11 protein-coding genes are annotated in these 12,921 nt (G+C 60.5%); 4 read left to right on the top strand and 7 right to left on the bottom strand.

The genetic code is table 11. The features are described 5' to 3' along the window. Positions 1–7: 7 nt before the first annotated feature. The 5 genes from QQJ86_RS10835 to grxD form a co-directional block, all read right to left on the bottom strand. Positions 8–2,467 (bottom strand): TonB-dependent receptor, encoded by a 2,460-nt coding sequence (locus QQJ86_RS10835; RefSeq protein ID WP_284320952.1) that lies wholly within the window; start codon positions 2,465–2,467, stop codon positions 8–10. A gap of 487 nt (positions 2,468–2,954) precedes the next feature. Continuing rightward, on the bottom strand, positions 2,955–4,670 hold the full coding sequence (gene olsF, locus QQJ86_RS10830) for a bifunctional ornithine lipid synthase OlsF (RefSeq protein WP_284320951.1): 1,716 nt from the start codon (positions 4,668–4,670) through the stop codon (positions 2,955–2,957). 181 nt (positions 4,671–4,851) lie between these two features. After that, entirely contained in the window at positions 4,852–5,448 is a 597-nt protein-coding gene (locus QQJ86_RS10825) for a YhgN family NAAT transporter (protein ID WP_284320950.1), read from the bottom strand. A gap of 50 nt (positions 5,449–5,498) precedes the next feature. Further along, positions 5,499–6,272 carry an SDR family NAD(P)-dependent oxidoreductase gene (locus QQJ86_RS10820; protein WP_284320949.1) on the bottom strand — a complete coding sequence of 258 codons (774 nt, stop codon included), beginning with the start codon at positions 6,270–6,272 and terminating at the stop codon, positions 5,499–5,501. Continuing rightward, positions 6,269–6,595 carry a Grx4 family monothiol glutaredoxin gene (gene grxD / locus QQJ86_RS10815; RefSeq protein ID WP_284320948.1) on the bottom strand — a complete coding sequence of 109 codons (327 nt, stop codon included), beginning with the start codon at positions 6,593–6,595 and terminating at the stop codon, positions 6,269–6,271. The genes QQJ86_RS10820 and grxD overlap by 4 nt, the downstream gene beginning before the upstream one ends. A 108-nt stretch (positions 6,596–6,703) precedes the next feature. On the opposite strand from grxD, the gene QQJ86_RS10810 reads away from it, so the two are divergent. Continuing rightward, positions 6,704–7,285, top strand: coding sequence for a superoxide dismutase (locus QQJ86_RS10810; protein ID WP_284320947.1), 582 nt, complete (start codon positions 6,704–6,706; stop codon positions 7,283–7,285). A gap of 151 nt (positions 7,286–7,436) precedes the next feature. Here the strand turns inward: QQJ86_RS10810 and QQJ86_RS10805 are convergent, their stop codons facing one another. Both QQJ86_RS10805 and purE read right to left on the bottom strand, forming a co-directional pair. Continuing rightward, the gene (locus QQJ86_RS10805) at positions 7,437–8,591 is read right to left on the bottom strand and encodes a 5-(carboxyamino)imidazole ribonucleotide synthase (protein WP_284320946.1); all 1,155 of its coding nucleotides are present in this window, start codon (positions 8,589–8,591) and stop codon (positions 7,437–7,439) included. Further along, positions 8,588–9,091: a 5-(carboxyamino)imidazole ribonucleotide mutase gene (purE, locus tag QQJ86_RS10800; RefSeq protein WP_284320945.1), complete on the bottom strand. Its 504-nt coding sequence runs from the start codon at positions 9,089–9,091 to the stop codon at positions 8,588–8,590. The genes QQJ86_RS10805 and purE overlap by 4 nt, the downstream gene beginning before the upstream one ends. A gap of 67 nt (positions 9,092–9,158) precedes the next feature. Here purE and QQJ86_RS10795 point away from each other — a divergent pair, with 67 nt between their 5' ends. The 3 genes from QQJ86_RS10795 (at position 9,159) to nadC (ending at position 12,919) form a co-directional block, all read left to right on the top strand. Continuing rightward, positions 9,159–9,431: a Trm112 family protein gene (locus QQJ86_RS10795; RefSeq protein WP_284320944.1), complete on the top strand. Its 273-nt coding sequence runs from the start codon at positions 9,159–9,161 to the stop codon at positions 9,429–9,431. Between the two features lie 198 nt (positions 9,432–9,629). Further along, complete coding sequence (locus tag QQJ86_RS10790) at positions 9,630–11,945, top strand: DUF1631 domain-containing protein (protein WP_284320943.1); 2,316 nt, start codon at positions 9,630–9,632, stop codon at positions 11,943–11,945. A 116-nt stretch (positions 11,946–12,061) separates the two neighbouring features. Further along, positions 12,062–12,919, top strand: a complete 858-nt coding sequence (gene nadC / locus QQJ86_RS10785) for a carboxylating nicotinate-nucleotide diphosphorylase (RefSeq protein WP_284320942.1) — start codon at positions 12,062–12,064, stop codon at positions 12,917–12,919. Positions 12,920–12,921 lie beyond the last annotated feature (2 nt).

The raw sequence follows: 12,921 nt of genomic DNA, 5'->3' as shown, positions 1-12,921 counted from the left end.
ACGCTTCTTAGAAGAACGAAGCGCCGAACGTCACCATGTAGGTGCGCTCTTCCAGCAGCGTGTAGTACGGCGCAGAAGCAAACAGCGTCACACCGTTGACGTCCTTCACGTTGTTCGGATTGGAAGCCAGGAACGCGGACACGTTGCTGGCGTACGTGAGCGCCTTGCGGTTAGCCAGGTTGAACACGTTGAGCTTGATGTAGGGCTTGTGCAGCCAGCCACCGAAGTCGGCGAAGTTCCAGCCAGCGTTGAAGTTGAACGTGGTGTAGCCGCCCACCTTCTCGGTATTGGACCAGTCGCCCCACTGCGAGCCGGTGTACTTCGCGTTCAACTGCGCCCAGAACGGGCCGTTGTTGTAGTTGACCGACGTGTACACCAGGTTTTGCGGCGTGGCGATCATCGTCTTGCCGCGGGTGTAGTAGATGCCGTCACCCAGCGTGTTGATGTTGTCTTCCAGGCGAGCCTGTGTGTAGGAGTAGGAGCCGTAGATCGTCCACTCGTTCGTGATCTTGTAGCTGGCTTCGGAGTTCAGGCCACGCAGATGCACGCGATTAAGCGGCACGTACACCGTCAGACCCGTGTTCTGGTCGTAACCGGAGATCTGCTTGTTGTGGAAGTTGGAGGCATACGCATCCACGTTCGCCGAGATCGTGTCGCCGTAGAAGCGCCAGCCCAGATCCACCGTATCGGCCGTTTCCGGCTTCACGTTCACCGGGTTCTTGCCGTAGTTGGCAAACTCGTTGGACAGCACTGCACCATTGATCGGCGCACGGAAGGTGTGGCCGTAGCCGAAGTAGAACTGGTTCAGCTCATCCAGCTGGTACTTGGCACCGAAGGTCGGCGTGAAGTCGTGGAAGGTCTGGTTGGCGGAGCCGCCGAACGAGGAATTGAAGTTGCTCACGGCCAGCTTTTTGGTGAGCGAACCAGTGGAGCCCGGATATTCCCACATGAAGCCATCACGCTTGGACCACACGTAGGCAATGCTGCCGGTCAGCGTCAGCTGATCGGTCGGCGTCCACGTGTCGGTAATGAAGCCCTTGGCGTTCGTGGTGGTGGTGTACTGATCGTACGTCTTCTGGACCACACCGTTGGAGTAGCGGATCAAGCTGTCATTGCCGGCCCACTGGTCCAGCGGCGCACCGGTGTTGTAGTTGATCGGAATGAACACCTGACCCTGCGACTGGCGCGGACGCTCGAACCACACGCCGTATTCCAGGCTGTTGTCCAGGCCGAAGTCCTGGTTCAACTTGGCGATCACACCGGGGCGGAAGGTGTACGAGTAGCTGTACGAATTGACCAGCACGTTGGAGTACTTGTTGTCGATCTTGCCGTTGTCGTTGAGATCGTAGGTCACGACCTTGAACAGCGGCTCGTTCGAACCCTTGCCGTTGTACTCGCTGAACGTGGTGCCCGAACCGCCACCGCCTTCACCCCACTGGAAATACGGGACGACCGACAGGTGCAGGTTGTCGGACAGCTTGAACTCGCCGTCCAGGCTGGCCAGGTAATTCACGAACGGATTCTGGTGCAACAGGTAGAAGTTGTTGCTGGTCTGACCAGGCGTATAGACGCCTAGATAGCTCTGCTTGTAATCCTGCTGCGCTTGCGCCTTGGTCAGCGACTCGAAATTGGTTTTGATTTCGCGGTTGTACTGCACAGCGGCCGAAATGGTGTTGTCGGCGTCGATGGTCCACACCGACTTGGCGTCGACCTTGGTCACGTGCGAAGTGCCGGGGCCGCGCCACAGGTTCACTTGGTTGTCGGAGTACGAAACCCATGAACGCACCGGGCCGAGATCGCCCGTGTTCAAGCGGAAGAAGGTGCGACGATAGTCATGGCCGCCGAACGACTGGCTGAAATCCACACCACCCTTGTGCGAGGGATCGAGCGTCACCCAGGCAATCGAGCCGCCTGCAGCGCCCGGAATCGGCATGTCGTTGTCCGGATAACCCTGCTGCACGGTGATGTCACCCATGTTCTCGGTGTCGCCGTACTCGGTCGGGTAAATCTTGTAGTTGCCGCTGTCGTTGATCGGCGCACCGTTCACCGTTACACCGATTTCGTCGAGCGTGTAGCCACGAATGGCAGCGGTGCCGTCGTTGAGGCCGGTGACGTCATCCGTCGCGGTCACCGCGCCAGGGATGCTGTCGATGGCCTGCACAAAAGTCGCACCCGGAGCCGACTTGACAATCGCATCGCGCGAAATGGTGGACACCGCCTTCGGCGCTTCCTGCACCGACATCAGGCCGCCACCGAGGGCGAGCGACTGAGCCTTCACCTGCACCGCGCTCAACTGCTGCACGGCGCGCTTGGTGGCCGTGTCGTTGGTGGTGTTCGACGTGGTCGACACCGAGGCGCGCTGCTGAGCATTCGTTTGGCTTTGATCACCTGCGGTCTGCGCCAGCGCAGCACCCGCGGTGAAGTAACAAGCCATGGCAATCCCTGCGTAAAGATGCGTTCGTTTCATGAAGAGCCCCGTAGTTCGGTTATTGATTTCGAAATTTTTTGGCACCGCTTGTAATGACCGCTCGACCATTGCTGGTGACAACTCGATATCAGCCGGCCCTCCTGGCCACTTGCGATTCCCCGACACAAAAAGGCTCGGGCTCACCTGTTGGATGAGCCGAGTGGCCTTCTCAGGAACCCCTAGGTTTTGCTTTTTCCAGCGGGACAGAGCAGAAGAACTCCGACCCTTTGACATAACCCTGGACGAAACACGTGCAAGCTGATTCGCATGCCTTTCCAAGCCATTTACTTACGCCCAGGCGAGGGAAAAGCGGTCACGTATCCTTAGCGATACCTTAGCACAATCCCACATTTCCTTTACATGGATTTTACAGAAGCATCTCAACTGTGGAGAAAGCCCCAGACAAGCTCCTCCCCTTCAACCAGGGGAGGAGCAGTTTTTCCCAATTGATGGATATCTATGCCCGAGGAGAGAGGCAATAGAAGGCTCAGACGCCTTTGCCCAGATAACGCGCTCGCTTAGCGGGCTTGAGGCGCGAAAGATCGAGCATCACCAAGCCATCAACACAGCCGGAGAAACCGGGGTCTTCGCCAAAATCGAGGAATTGCACACCGTCGGGCTCGACCAAGTCCACGTATTGGCGATAGAGCACCGGCAAGCTAACTCCTAGCGCGTCCAAGTGATGGCGCAATTTGCCAAGACCGCTGACCGGGTCCAGGCCTTCCAACTCGCCGCGCACCCTTTCAAGCACGTCCGCTGAAACCTTGAACGGCTGGCGGGCCGAGGCAAGACCCGGCGCGCCGAAGTAATGCTGATGTGCCGCGGCAATCCATTCGCGCGCCTGAAGCGGAAGGCTTACCGACATGCTCACCGGTCCGAACAGGTAACGCAGCTCCGCATGATGTCGCTGCAGATACAGGCCGATACCCTGCCACAGCTGATCCAGCGCGCGCGAACGCCAATACGCCGGGGCAATGAAGCTGCGACCCAGTTCCAACCCCTGCGCCAATCGCGATTCCAACGCTGGCGAATAATTGAACAAACTGGCGGTGTACAGACCGCTCATACCGCGCTCTGCAATCAGCCGACCGCCATGACCAAGGCGATACGAACCGACAATGCGCAGTGCCTTCGGATCCCACAGCACGAGGTGCTCGTAATGGGCATCGTAAGCATCCAGATCGCGGCGGGTATTGGTGCCTTCGCCCACTTTGCGGAAGGTGAGTTCGCGCAAACGACCGATCTCGCGCAACGCAGCACCGTCAGTTTGGCCGCGCAACACGATCAACTGTTTACCGTCAGCCAAATCGGCGAGCTTTTCGCTTTGCGCCAACTCCATCGCCACGCGATCGACCGGCTCGGGATGGGCCAACGGTACCTGTCCGCCGAAGATCAAGCCGCGCCGACGGCCGATGCGATACACATGCCTACGCATCAAATCGGCCGCACGCTGCGAATTGTTATCGCTGCGCTTGATCATTTCTTCCGCGCTTACCAGCGCACCTACGCTAAAACCAATGCGGCTGACGTGAGTCGCCACCGCTTCGCGCGGCAGCATGGCCGTACTGAGCGGCTTGGCCAGCATGGAAAGCCCATAGAACATGGCCGAATTGCGCGCTGCTACATGAATCGGCAACACGGGTACCTTGCTGCGCATGGCCATTCGCGCGAAACCATCCGCCCAGCGACCATCGCGTACTCCGACCGGGCCCATGCGGGAAACTTCGCCAGCCGGAAAAATAATCAGGGCCTCTCCACGATCGAGCGCACGATAAATGTTGCGCATGCGCGAAGCCGCGCCGCCGCCGAATACATCGACGGGCAACAGCAAAGGACCTAGTTGCGGAACGGCAGCCAGCCAGTCATTGCCGAGAATACGCACGTCCTTGCGTACCGAACCCACCAGGTCCAGCAAGGCCATCGCGTCGAGCATACCTAGCGGATGATTAGCAACGACCATCACGCCACCTTCGACGGGAATATGTTCCCGCTCGCGCTGCACGACGTGATAGCTGCAGCCCAACAGATCCAGGACCTGTTCGGCGAAATCGAACCCCTTGGTGTCGGCAAGCCGATCAAGTACCCGATTGAAGCCCGCTTCATCGGCAAGTCGCCCCAACATGCCGGCGACGGGCCTGCGAATCATCGGGTGCTGAGCGAGCCATGGCAGACGTTCGGTAAGGGCCTGTTCAACGTGAAGCATGACCGCCTCCCTTGGTTTTAATCCATGTTGCCGATCAAGTGTGACAACTGCGAGAAATCGCAGGGTCAAACTGGTACGGAGCGCAAGAATACACGAAGGATCACGTATGGATTCTTAAAACCGCGTTCAAATCGGTTGTGCCTCATGACCTATCGCATTGATTTTGCGGGAGCACAAACAATCAAACCGCCAGATGCAAATAAGCCGCGATACCGCTGAGAAACATCTGCACAGACAAGGCAATCAACAACATGCCCATCACGCGCTCCAGTGCAGTGAGCACGCTTTCACCGAGCCAACGGAACAAATAAGTGGAACTGAGCAGGATGATGGCCGTCGCCAGCCACGCGCACAGCAATGCGATCGCCCAGTCCGCGTTGCGTCCCGGTTGCGTATTCGTAAGCAGCAACAGCGCCGCCATCGCTGAAGGCCCGGCCACGCCGGGAATCGCCATCGGCACGATGAAAGGCTCGCCTTCACCGGCTTGTCCGAAGATGCCACCCTCGGCCGGTGGAAATACCATGCGGATGCCGATCAGGAACAGCACGATGCCACCCGCAATGCTGATGGACTCTTGCCGCAGTTGCAGCAGCTTCAAAATCAACTGACCGCCCATCAAGAACATCAGCAACACGGCCAGTGCAATCAACAGTTCGCGCACCATCACTGCGCGGCGCCGCTTGGGCGCCACATCTTTGAGCAAGGTCAGGAAGATGGGAATGTTGCCGAGCGGATCCATGATCAGGAACAGCAGGATCGCCGCCGACATGGTGGTCATCTGCGTTTCCATTGAATCCCCTTTTGATTAGCGCGCAACATGCTGCTCGATCATGCCATGCGTAGATCGAGCACGCCGCCACGCGCAGCAGCGGCTTTCGCACTCAGCAGATACACCACTGCTTCGGCCGTGCTGTCCGGTACCGGGTGCTGCAAGGTGTCTTCACCGAAATAGGCAGTACGACGCAAGGTGGTCCGCATCGGCGCCGGCAGCAGCGCATGCACACGGAACGCACCTTCGTCGTGCTCGTCATGAAGAATGGCAACGAAACGCTCCAGCGCCGCCTTTGACACGCCGTAAGCACCCCAGTGCGCACGATGCACCAGCTCCGGATTGTCCAACACGAACACCGCTGCGCTGTCGGGCGCAGCCGTGAGCAATGGCAGGCAAGCCTGGGTAAGCGCGAACGGTGCGGATACGTTGACGTGCAGGCTGCGCAGCCAGGCATCCGGCTTGTGCGTGGCCATCGGCATCAAGCCGGCAAAACTTGCCGCGGTATGGACAATGCCATCGAGCCGGCCGAGGTCGCGCTGCAAACCTTCGGCAAGCGCCTCGTAATCGCGGGGCGTGGCCACTTCTAGATCGAGTGGATGGATGACCGGTTCGGGCAGACCGTCGCGGACCATCGCATCGAAAAGCTGTTCCAGTTGTCGCTTGCGCTTGCCGGTGATTACTACTGTGGCACCGGCACGAGCAACGGCGCGCGCAACCGCACCACCTAATCCGCCATAGGCACCCGTGACCAACACCACGCGGCCTTCCAACTCATTGGCGGCCGGCGCCCAGGCCACGGGCAAACGGTGCAACGGCAGACTCAAGCTCATGCTTGATGTTCCCCTTCTACGTCTTGCGCCATACGCGCTAGTTCGCCGGAGGCTTTGAGGTCTTCGACGATGTCGCAGCCACCGATCAGCTCGCCCTGTATGAAAAGCTGCGGGAACGTAGGCCAGTTGGCGTAGTGCGGCAAGGCTGCGCGGATTTCCGGATCAGCCAGCACGTTCACCGCATAGAACGTCGCGCCCGCTTCCGTGAGCGCTTGCGCTGCGCGAGCGGAGAAGCCGCACATGGGGAATTGCGGCGTGCCTTTCATGAAAAGCACGATGGGGTGCTCGGCCAGCACCGCCTTGATTCGCTCATTGACGTCCATAACTTGAGATTCATCACTACAATGCAGCCAGCTTAGTAGTGTACCAGCCGTCCCGGCGCCCGGCCGGGTGGTCACCCGTTATCCTCAGCCAACGCCCAGGAGTTACCCATGGCGATCGAACTTCCCCCGTTGCCCTACGAAAAGAACGCGCTGGAGCCGAACATCTCGGCCGAGACGCTGGAGTTTCACTACGGCAAGCATCATCAGGCCTATGTGACCAACCTCAACAACCTGATCAAGGGCACGGAGTTCGAAAGTGCCGCGCTGGAAGACATCATCAAGAAGTCGTCCGGCGGCGTGTTCAACAACGCAGCGCAGATCTGGAACCACACCTTCTACTGGCACTCCATGCGCTCGCCGAAGAAGGACAACGCCCCCGCCGGCAAGCTGGCCGATTCGATCGACAAGGCGTTCGGCTCCTTCGACAAATTCAAGGAAGAATTCACCAAGTCGGCCGTCGGCAACTTCGGTTCGGGCTGGACTTGGCTGGTGCAGCGTCCGGACGGTTCGGTGGGCATCGTCAACACGTCCAACGCTGCCACACCGATCACCGGCAGCGACAAGCCGCTGTTCACCATCGACGTATGGGAACACGCGTACTACATCGACTACCGCAATGCGCGTCCGAAGTACGTTGAATCGTTCTGGGATCTGGTGAACTGGGATTTTGCGGCGAAAAATCTCGCCTGATGCGTTTAGCCCCTCTCCCTTCGGGAGAGGGGTTGAGGTGAGGGTGCGATCAGCGCGTGATGATGCAGGCTCGCACGAAAAGTCGATACCGCGCTTCGCCCGAACCCTCACCCGCCTCTCGGCACCCTCTCCCGAAGGGAGAGGGATTCACTTAGTTAGATAACGCGCGTATACCGGGCGCCGCTTGCTCTTCGCGCTTCAACACGCGCGCAATCTCACCCACTCGCGCAGCCAAGGTTTTCGCATCCTGCGCGCATACCGTGGCATGTCCCACCTTGCGTCCCGGACGCGACTCCTTGCCGTAGTCGTGCCAATGCCCATCGACCGTGCCCAACACCGGTGCAGCATCTGGCAACTCGCCGATCCAATTGAACATCGCTGAAAAACCACGCGCGGAGGTATCGCCTAACGGCAAACCAAGCACCGCGCGCACGTGGTTTTCGAACTGGCTGGCAATGGCGCCTTCGATGGTCCAGTGTCCAGAGTTATGCACGCGGGGCGCCATTTCGTTGCCGAGCAATTCGCCATCTTTGACGAACAACTCGAGCGCAAACACTCCGACGTAATCCAAGCGCTCCGCTAGCGTGCGCGCCAAGGCCTCAGCGCGCGCCTGCAATGCGCCAACCTCCGGCGCTGGAGCGAGGCTCAAGCTGAGCACACCATCTGTATGCCAATTCTGTGTGAGCGGCCACACGCGGAAATCGCCATTGCGCGTACGCACTGCCAGCACGGAGAGCTCACGCTCGAATGGCACGAAGGCTTCCAGAATCAGCCCATGCGCGTTCGCGCCTAGCGTGGCCCATGCGGCATCCGCATCCGCAAGCTGCTTGATGCGGAACTGACCCTTGCCGTCGTAACCAAGGCGGCGCGTCTTCAGGATGGATGGCGCGCCGATCTTGGCCAATGCGCGGTCGAGGTCTTCGCGCGTATCGACCGCCTCGAATGCCGGTGTCTGCAAACCGCATTCGCGGAACAGCGTTTTTTCGGCAAGGCGATCCTGCGCTACGGCCAGCGCGCGTGGATTGGGAAACACCGCTGCACGCTCGGCGAGCCAATGTGCGGTGTCGGCCGGCACGTTTTCGAAATCGAAGGTGACTACGTCGACCTCGGCCGCGAATTTTTCCAGGGCGGCGAAATCGGTCCAGTCAGCTTGGCGCAGTGGCGCCACCTGTCCGGCGCAGGCGTCGGCGGCGCTATCCACCACCAACGTTCTCACACCCAGCGGAGCAGCAGCGATAGCAAGCATGCGGGCGAGCTGTCCGCCGCCCAGAATGCCTAGAACGGGTTGCTTCTGACGTCCACTCACGAGCGGGGATCCGGGTTATCCAGAACAGTCTGGGTCTGACGTGCGCGATAGGTTTCGAGCGCCTTTGCCACGGCCGGATCGTGCAGAGCCAGCACCGACGCGGCCAGTAAACCGGCGTTGACCGCGCCAGCACGACCGATCGCCAGCGTGCCGACCGGAATGCCGGCCGGCATCTGTGCGATGGAAAGCAAGGAATCCATACCATTCAGAGCCTTGGACTGCACCGGCACGCCGAACACCGGCAAGCGAGTCTTGGCCGCCAGCATGCCCGGCAGATGGGCTGCCCCGCCGGCTCCGGCGATGATGACGTGGATACCACGCTTGACCGCCTCTTCGGCGTACTGGAACAACAGATCCGGCGTGCGATGGGCCGATACCACCCGCACCTCGTGCGGTACACCCAACTCCGCAAGCACCTCGGCCGCATGCGTCATGGTTTCCCAATCCGAACGCGATCCCATCACCACACCTACCCGCGGTGTTGAAGCTGTGTCCGTCATGGTTCGGTCGTCCAAAAGGGGTTATTGTACGAACTTCGCCGCATTGCAACGATACCTATTCAACACGATGGATAAGCGTCTACTCGACATCCTCTGCTGCCCGGTAAGCAAAACGCCGGTGCGTCCGCTCAACGCTAGCGAACTCAACGCTTTGAACCGGGCCATCGACGATGGCCAGGTACTCAACGTAGCCGGTGGGTCGGTGCAAAACCGACTATCCGAAGGATTGATCACGGTCGATCGCAAGGTGATCTACCGGATCGAGGATGGCATCCCGGTCATGCTGCCCGAGGAAGGGATTGGGACCACCCAATTCACGGATTTTCCGGCAGCGGCGTAAGATGTTGCGGCAGGCCTTCACAACGCCTGCACGAACAGTCCACAAAAGCATGACTTGGGACATGGCGATGAAGCACAATTTCGCTTATGTTCGGAGCATAGGCGGCAATCCCCCGTCGCGGCCCTTCGCGGTCGCCGGGGAAGGTTGTTGCCACGGCAGCGGTTACCGGCCTAGCCAGCCAACCACAGGGGTGTGGCGATGAAAGAAGCCAACGAGTCCTCCAACGTCGTCAATCTTAGCCAGCGGCTGGATCCGTCCAGCGGACGCGGAGGCGACCTGTTGAACGCTGTCCGGAATATCTCCTCCCGCCGCCTGCAGCAGTACATCGGCAACATGTTCGAACATGTGGACGACGCCTTGTTCGATCTCGCTGAGAAAGCCGAGAACAACGCAGCGCAGATGCATTACTTCGACGGTATGCGCGAAGTGCGCAAGCGCCGGCCGGTGATTGAGCGCGGCTTCCTCGCGCTCGTGTCGCGTGAATTGAATGATTTCGCAGGCGGTAACCGCGCCCCTAGCGCAGGTCCAAATGTCGGCGCCCCCGTAGGTCCGGTGCCCGGCTCCGTCGAACTTTCGCTGGTGGCTGATAACGAGCTGGAAGAATCGTTGGCCATCACCAGCATGATTGGCAAGAACGAGTCGCGCCTGTCGCGCGATCTGTTCGCCGTGAATCAGCGCTTGTCGGTGATCTGCGGCGGTACGCGCATCGAAGATGCCACCAACCCGATCGGCCCCGCCCTGCTGGCCCAGGCTTTCCGCCAGGCCATGCGCGAGCTCAACGCCGACATGCGCGTGAAGCTCATCATCTACAAGCTGTTCGATCGCTATGTGATGGCGGCGCTGGAAGAGCTCTATCAAGAGGTCAATGCCGAACTGATGCGCGCGGGCGTGCTGCCGCAATTGCGCCATGAAGTGCTGCGCAACACCGCCGGCGATGCGGGAGCTGCCGCTGGCGCCGCCGCCGCGGCGGGTGAAGTGCCGGCACCGCTGGCGGCCGACGACAGCGAAGCATCGGCTGAACTGCTGCAAACCTTGCGTGCCTTGTTTAGCGCTCGCCGCGGCGGGCATCCAGCAGGCGTGCCGGGGGCGATGCCGCAAGGCCCGCTGCCCACGGCCAACGAATTGATCGGCGCGCTGAGCGTGCTGCAGAGCCAGGCTGCCATGGTGCCCATGCCAATGGCAGCCGCGGTGCCCAGCACGAGCGCGGTGGATGTCGCCGAGCAAGTGCTGCATCTGAAAGAACAACTGCTTAGCCAGCTCGGCTCTTTGCGCGGGCAGCGTCCAGGTCAGATCGCCACCATCGATGAAGACACCATCGATCTGGTCGGCATGCTGTTCGAGTTCATCCTCGAAGACCGCAATCTGCCGCCGCAGATGCAGGTGCTGCTGGCGCGCTTGCAGATTCCATATCTCAAAGCCGCGATTCTCGATCGCAAGCTGTTCGCGCACCGCCAGCATCCGGCGCGTCGCCTGCTCGACGGTCTGGCCGACGCAGCCAAGAGCTGGTCCGAAGAATCCGACCGCGACGGCCGCCTGCACGACACCATCAAAGCCATCGTCGAACGCCTGCTGCAGGAATTCGACGATGACATGACGATCTTCGATCGCCTGCACGCCGAGCTGGCGCAATTCCAAGACTCGAACCGCCGTCGTGCGGAACTGGCCGAGCAGCGTGTGGCCGAATCCACGCGCGGCCGTGAAAAACTGGAACAGGCACGCCGCCGCGCTGCACGAGAAATCCTCAATCGCATCGGTGATCACGTACTGCCCCCGCTGATCCACGGCGTGCTTTCGCGCGCGTGGGCGAACTACCTCGTGCTCACGATCCTGCGCAAGGGCGAGGAATCGAACGAATTCCGCGAAGCGCTGCGCTTCGTCGACGCATTTATCGCCAGTACCAAGCCCGTACGCACGCCGGAAGCCAAGCGCGATCTGCGCCAATTGCTGCCCGGCATCGAGCGCGCGTTGCGCAAGGGTCTGGCGAACGTGGCCTTCCAGGAAGCCGACATCGAGAAGCTGCTCGCGCAGTTGCACAGCTATTACCGCCAGCAGCTCGGCGAAGTAGCGCCCGCTCCTGCACAGCCCACCGCAGAAGCCGCCGCACCCGCACCGCTCCCGATTCCGGAAAGCATCCAGCCGATCGCCGAAAGCGTCGACGAGCTGGAAGACGAAACCGCCAGCGCCGAACCGGCCGCCGATACCATCACACCCGAAGTGCGCGATCAGCTTGATCTGGTCAAGGCGCTCAAGCCTGGCATCTGGCTGGAATTCAGCGGACAGGAAGAACATTTCGAGCGCGCCAAGCTGTCGTGGATCAGCCCGATGAGCGGACGCTATCTGTTCGTCAATCGTCGCGGCCTTAAGGTGGGTGACTACTCGCCTTATGAGCTGGCAATGGTCATGGCAGAAGGTCGCGCGCGCGTCCTCGCGTCGAACGCCCTGTTCGATCGAGCCATGGACGCGATCGTTGATCGCTTGAGCAACGACGAAGTTCGCCCAGGCGAGTCACCCTGACGGCCAACTTCCCCCCCCATCCTTGATCAATAACGGGGGAGAGGGTTGGGGTTATCACCCCAACCTACATGCGAGTAGCATGCGCGGAATTCCCCACCACGCGCAGCTCTTCTCGCATGTCCCAAACCTTCCGCCTCGCCCCGCCCGACCAGCGCCTGATCGATGCCGACGTGGAACGCGCTTTCGCCGAAGACATCGGCCATGGCGACGCCACCGCCAGCCTGCTACCGGCCGACGCCGTGGCGACAGCGCAGCTCACCTGTCGCGAAGATGCTGTTATCGCCGGCATTCCCTGGTTCGATACCTGCGTACACAAGCTCGATCCGCACGTGCACATTCATTGGCACGTGACCGATAGTGATCGCGTCACGCCTGGCAGCGTCATTTGCGAGATGCGCGGCAACGCGCGCGCGCTGGTCACGGCCGAACGCTCCGCTTTGAATTTCCTGCAGATGTTGTCTGGCACAGCCACCATCACCGCCGCGTATGTCGCTGCTGTCGCCGGCACGCGTACGCGTGTGCTCGATACTCGCAAGACTGTGCCAGGCCTGCGCATTGCGCAGAAATACGCCGTGCGCTGCGGTGGCGGCCATAACCATCGCATCGGTCTTTACGACGCGATCCTGGTGAAGGAAAACCACATTATCGCCGCCGGCAGCATCGCGGCTGCGGTGCAGGCCGCCCGCCAGCTTCATCCAGCACTGCTGTTGGAAGTGGAAGTGGAAAACCTCGACGAGTTGCAGCAGGCGTTGGATGCCGGCGTCGATCGCGTCATGCTCGACAACTTCACCCTGCCTTTGATGCGCGAAGCCGTCGCGCAAACCGATGGCCGCGTGCCGCTGGAAATCTCTGGCAACGTCGACCTGAAAACCATCGGCGACTACGCCCAAACCGGCGTGGATTACATTTCAGTCGGCGCGCTGACCAAGCACGTACGAGCCGTTGACCTTTCGCTGCGCTTGAAAATCGACTGACT

The organism is Dyella acidisoli (genome assembly GCF_030160295.1).
Classification (GTDB): Bacteria; Pseudomonadota; Gammaproteobacteria; order Xanthomonadales; family Rhodanobacteraceae; genus Dyella_B; species Dyella_B acidisoli.
The sequence above is the reverse complement of the archived record's forward strand: the minus strand, read 5'-3'. Positions and strand labels throughout refer to the sequence as shown.

Bases quoted from the DNA above. Each gene is read 5' to 3' on its own strand.
- QQJ86_RS10835 (WP_284320952.1), bottom strand. From the start codon at position 2,467: ATGAAACGAACGCATCTTTACGCAGGGATTGCCATGGCTTGTTACTTC.
- olsF (WP_284320951.1), bottom strand. From the start codon at position 4,670: ATGCTTCACGTTGAACAGGCCCTTACCGAACGTCTGCCATGGCTCGCT.
- QQJ86_RS10825 (WP_284320950.1), bottom strand. From the start codon at position 5,448: ATGACCACCATGTCGGCGGCGATCCTGCTGTTCCTGATCATGGATCCG.
- QQJ86_RS10820 (WP_284320949.1), bottom strand. From the start codon at position 6,272: ATGAGCTTGAGTCTGCCGTTGCACCGTTTGCCCGTGGCCTGGGCGCCG.
- grxD (WP_284320948.1), bottom strand. From the start codon at position 6,595: ATGGACGTCAATGAGCGAATCAAGGCGGTGCTGGCCGAGCACCCCATC.
- QQJ86_RS10810 (WP_284320947.1), top strand. From the start codon at position 6,704: ATGGCGATCGAACTTCCCCCGTTGCCCTACGAAAAGAACGCGCTGGAG.
- purE (WP_284320945.1), bottom strand. From the start codon at position 9,091: ATGACGGACACAGCTTCAACACCGCGGGTAGGTGTGGTGATGGGATCG.
- QQJ86_RS10795 (WP_284320944.1), top strand. From the start codon at position 9,159: ATGGATAAGCGTCTACTCGACATCCTCTGCTGCCCGGTAAGCAAAACG.
- QQJ86_RS10790 (WP_284320943.1), top strand. From the start codon at position 9,630: ATGAAAGAAGCCAACGAGTCCTCCAACGTCGTCAATCTTAGCCAGCGG.
- nadC (WP_284320942.1), top strand. From the start codon at position 12,062: ATGTCCCAAACCTTCCGCCTCGCCCCGCCCGACCAGCGCCTGATCGAT.